Genomic DNA, 5,281 nt, shown 5'->3' on the forward strand with positions numbered 1-5,281 from the left:
TTGTTGTTCGGGAACCACATAGTGGACGCGTGCAGTGTGTTGTGTGGTGTAAGTTGTTGGCCTATTAGTACCGGTCAGCTTCACGAGTCTTTAGTCCTCGCTTCCACATCCGGCCTATCAACCCAGTGGTCTGGCTGGGGGCCTCTCACACATAATGTGTATGGAAATCTCATCTTGAAGCGAGCTTCCCGCTTAGATGCTTTCAGCGGTTATCCCATCCGAACGTAGCTAATCAGCGATGCACTTGGCAGTACAACTGACACACCAGAGGTTCGTCCGTCCCGGTCCTCTCGTACTAAGGACAGCCCTTCTCAAATTTCCTGCGCGCGCAGCGGATAGGGACCGAACTGTCTCACGACGTTCTAAACCCAGCTCGCGTACCGCTTTAATGGGCGAACAGCCCAACCCTTGGGACCTACTCCAGCCCCAGGATGCGACGAGCCGACATCGAGGTGCCAAACCATGCCGTCGATATGGACTCTTGGGCAAGATCAGCCTGTTATCCCCGAGGTACCTTTTATCCGTTGAGCGACGGCCATTCCACAATGTACCGCCGGATCACTAGTCCCGACTTTCGTCCCTGCTTGAGATGTCTCTCTCACAGTCAAGCTCCCTTGTGCACTTACACTCGACACCTGATTGCCAACCAGGCTGAGGGAACCTTTGGGCGCCTCCGTTACTTTTTAGGAGGCAACCGCCCCAGTTAAACTACCCATCAGGCACTGTCCCTGACCCGGATCACGGGCCGAAGTTAGATGTCCAAAGTGACCAGAGTGGTATTTCAACGATGACTCCACCCGAACTGGCGTCCGGGTTTCAACGTCTCCCACCTATCCTACACAAGCCACTCCGAACACCAATACCAAACTATAGTAAAGGTCTCGGGGTCTTTCCGTCCTGCTGCGCGTAACGAGCATCTTTACTCGTACTGCAATTTCGCCGAGTTTATGGTTGAGACAGCGGGGAAGTCGTTACTCCATTCGTGCAGGTCGGAACTTACCCGACAAGGAATTTCGCTACCTTAGGATGGTTATAGTTACCACCGCCGTTTACTGGGGCTTAAATTCTCAGCTTCGCCACACAAGGTGGCTAACCGGTCCTCTTAACCTTCCAGCACCGGGCAGGAGTCAGTCCGTATACATCGTCTTGCGACTTCGCACGGACCTGTGTTTTTAGTAAACAGTCGCTTCCCCCTGGTCTCTGCGGCCCACACCCGCTCACGGAGAGCAAGTCTCCATCACGGGGCAGGCCCCCCTTCTCCCGAAGTTACGGGGGCATTTTGCCGAGTTCCTTAACCATAATTCTCTCGATCGCCTTGGTATTCTCTACCTGATCACCTGTGTCGGTTTGGGGTACGGGCGGCTAAAACCTCGCGTCGATGCTTTTCTTGGCAGCATAGGATCACCGGATCCCCCCTTACGGGAGTCCCATCAGATCTCAGGAACGTGCTCGAAGCACACAGGAACGGATTTGCCTATCCCTGACCCTACATCCTTAGACCGGGGCAACCATCGCCCGGCCCGGCTACCTTCCTGCGTCACACCTGTTAATACGCTTACCTCCCAGGATCAGGTCCCGCGCTCGGCCAAAACCCACAACACCACAAGGGTGAGCGGGCAGGCTCCGGGCGGTTAGTATCCCCCGCTTGGCATGGACGGTTTTTCGCCGGTACGGGAATATCAACCCGTTGTCCATCGACTACGCCTGTCGGCCTCGCCTTAGGTCCCGACTTACCCAGGGCAGATTAGCTTGACCCTGGAACCCTTGATCATTCGGCGGACGGGTTTCTCACCCGTCTTTCGCTACTCATGCCTGCATTCTCACTCGTGTAGGCTCCACCGCTGGTTTCCACCGCGACTTCACTGCCCACACGACGCTCCCCTACCACTCCACACCCCTGAACCACGAAGGCTAGGGCAATGTGTGAAATCCACAACTTCGGCGGTGTACTTGAGCCCCGCTACATTGTCGGCGCGGAATCACTTGACCAGTGAGCTATTACGCACTCTTTCAAGGATGGCTGCTTCTAAGCCAACCTCCTGGTTGTCTTCGCAACTCCACATCCTTTCCCACTTAGCACACGCTTAGGGGCCTTAGTTGGTGGTCTGGGCTGTTTCCCTCTCGACTATGAAGCTTATCCCCCACAGTCTCACTGCTGCGCTCTCACTTACCGGCATTCGGAGTTTGGCTGACGTCAGTAACCTTGTAGGGCCCATCGGCCATCCAGTAGCTCTACCTCCGGCAAGAAACACGCAACGCTGCACCTAAATGCATTTCGGGGAGAACCAGCTATCACGGAGTTTGATTGGCCTTTCACCCCTACCCACAGCTCATCCCCTCCATTTTCAACTGAAGTGGGTTCGGTCCTCCACGACGTCTTACCGTCGCTTCAACCTGGCCATGGGTAGATCACTCCGCTTCGGGTCTAGATCACGCCACTACACTCGCCCTATTCAGACTCGCTTTCGCTACGGCTACCCCACACGGGTTAACCTCGCGACGTAACACTAACTCGCAGGCTCATTCTTCAAAAGGCACGCCGTCACAACTACTATGCGATCACTCGCGGTTGCTCCGACGGATTGTAAGCACACGGTTTCAGGTACTGTTTCACTCCCCTCCCGGGGTACTTTTCACCTTTCCCTCACGGTACTGGTCCGCTATCGGTCATTAGGAAGTATTTAGGCTTATCAGGTGGTCCTGACAGATTCGCACGGGATTTCTCGGGCCCCGTGCTACTTGGGATACTCTCCAGGCTGCACACAACATTACGGTTACGGGGCTCCCACCCTCTCTGGCCGGCCTTTCAAGACCGTTCACCTATGCCTGCACATCACCCCAACGGTCCGGCAGAACCATCACGGAAAGTCCCACAACCCCGCCCATGCAACGCCCGCCGGCTATCACACATGGAACGGTTTAGCCTGATCCGCGTTCGCTCGCCACTACTAACGGAATCACTATTGTTTTCTCTTCCTGCGGGTACTGAGATGTTTCACTTCCCCGCGTTCCCCCCACGCACCCTATGTGTTCAGATGCGGGTCACACAATCACCATGACAGCGTTGTGCGGGGTTTCCCCATTCGGACATCCTGGGATCAACGCTCGGTTATCAACTCCCCCAGGCTTATCGCAGATTCCTACGTCCTTCTTCGGCTCCTAATGCCAAGGCATCCACCGTGTGCCCTTAAAAACTTGACCACACAAAGATCAAAAACTTACTCGAGAGAACCATGACCACAAGGGCCAGGTTCATTCATAAGAAATTGCTGTAGAAACACACACCAAAGGCATGTGTTTCAGATGCTCGCGTCCACTATGTAGTTCTCAAACAACAACCCCGTCAACCAGACCACCACCACCCCACAAAGGGAACAGCCAGCGGTACCGGAAGCAGGAACAAAAGAAACACCAGAAGTGCCCCCTGCATTGCTGCAAAAAGGTCCTGTTGCCTCAGGACCCAACAGTGCGCCAAACACAACCCCCACACCATGCACCCCGGCAGCGTTCCCAACAACACCCACCCCCAAAAGGAGCACATGCTGCCGTACTGGCACCAGGACACAACCGGTAAAGGCCATGCCAAACAAGTTTGATTCGTTGATATTCCACCCATGAGCACCCACCGCAGAACAGACGCCTGCGCAATGGGCAACACTGACAACCACACGATCTCCGCATGCACGGACACCAGCAGTTGTTAGCAGCTCCTTAGAAAGGAGGTGATCCAGCCGCACCTTCCGGTACGGCTACCTTGTTACGACTTAGTCCCAATCGCCGGTCCCACCTTCGACGGCTCCCCCCACAAGGGTTAGGCCACCGGCTTCGGGTGTTACCAACTTTCGTGACTTGACGGGCGGTGTGTACAAGGCCCGGGAACGTATTCACCGCAGCGTTGCTGATCTGCGATTACTAGCGACTCCGACTTCATGGGGTCGAGTTGCAGACCCCAATCCGAACTGAGACCGGCTTTTTGGGATTAGCTCCACCTCACAGTATCGCAACCCTTTGTACCGGCCATTGTAGCATGCGTGAAGCCCAAGACATAAGGGGCATGATGATTTGACGTCGTCCCCACCTTCCTCCGAGTTGACCCCGGCAGTCTCCTATGAGTCCCCGCCATAACGCGCTGGCAACATAGAACGAGGGTTGCGCTCGTTGCGGGACTTAACCCAACATCTCACGACACGAGCTGACGACAACCATGCACCACCTGTAAACCGACCGCAAGCGGGGCACCTGTTTCCAGGTATTACCGGTTCATGTCAAGCCTTGGTAAGGTTCTTCGCGTTGCATCGAATTAATCCGCATGCTCCGCCGCTTGTGCGGGCCCCCGTCAATTCCTTTGAGTTTTAGCCTTGCGGCCGTACTCCCCAGGCGGGGCACTTAATGCGTTAGCTACGGCGCGGAAAACGTGGAATGTCCCCCACACCTAGTGCCCAACGTTTACGGCATGGACTACCAGGGTATCTAATCCTGTTCGCTCCCCATGCTTTCGCTCCTCAGCGTCAGTTAATGCCCAGAGACCTGCCTTCGCCATCGGTGTTCCTCCTGATATCTGCGCATTTCACCGCTACACCAGGAATTCCAGTCTCCCCTACATCACTCTAGTCTGCCCGTACCCACTGCAGAACCGGAGTTGAGCCCCGGTCTTTCACAGCAGACGCGACAAACCGCCTACGAGCTCTTTACGCCCAATAATTCCGGATAACGCTTGCGCCCTACGTATTACCGCGGCTGCTGGCACGTAGTTAGCCGGCGCTTCTTCTGCAGGTACCGTCACTTTCGCTTCTTCCCTACTGAAAGAGGTTTACAACCCGAAGGCCGTCATCCCTCACGCGGCGTCGCTGCATCAGGCTTGCGCCCATTGTGCAATATTCCCCACTGCTGCCTCCCGTAGGAGTCTGGGCCGTGTCTCAGTCCCAGTGTGGCCGGTCACCCTCTCAGGCCGGCTACCCGTCGTCGCCTTGGTAGGCCATTACCCCACCAACAAGCTGATAGGCCGCGAGTCCATCCAAAACCACAAAAGCTTTCCACCACCTGACATGCGTCAGATAGTCATATCCGGTATTAGACCCAGTTTCCCAGGCTTATCCCAGAGTCAAGGGCAGGTTACTCACGTGTTACTCACCCGTTCGCCACTAATCCCCCAGCAAGCTGGGATCATCGTTCGACTTGCATGTGTTAAGCACGCCGCCAGCGTTCATCCTGAGCCAGGATCAAACTCTCCGTTGAAGTAAAACAAATCAAACAGACACAACCACACCCACCGGAAATAACG

At 55.4% G+C, this 5,281-nt stretch carries 2 rRNA genes; both read right to left on the reverse strand.

Features of this window, described 5'->3' with window-relative positions:
* Positions 1–43: 43 nt before the first annotated feature.
* A 23S ribosomal RNA gene (locus RQH14_RS23035) occupies positions 44–3,201 on the reverse strand.
* Positions 3,202–3,715: 514 nt separating this feature from the next.
* Positions 3,716–5,235, reverse strand: a 16S ribosomal RNA gene (locus RQH14_RS23040).
* Together the 16S and 23S rRNA genes form the textbook arrangement of a ribosomal RNA operon.
* Positions 5,236–5,281: the final 46 nt, after the last annotated feature.

The organism is Arthrobacter sp. WCS2018Hpa-7 (assembly GCF_031843805.1).
Lineage (GTDB): Bacteria > Actinomycetota > Actinomycetes > Actinomycetales > Micrococcaceae > Arthrobacter.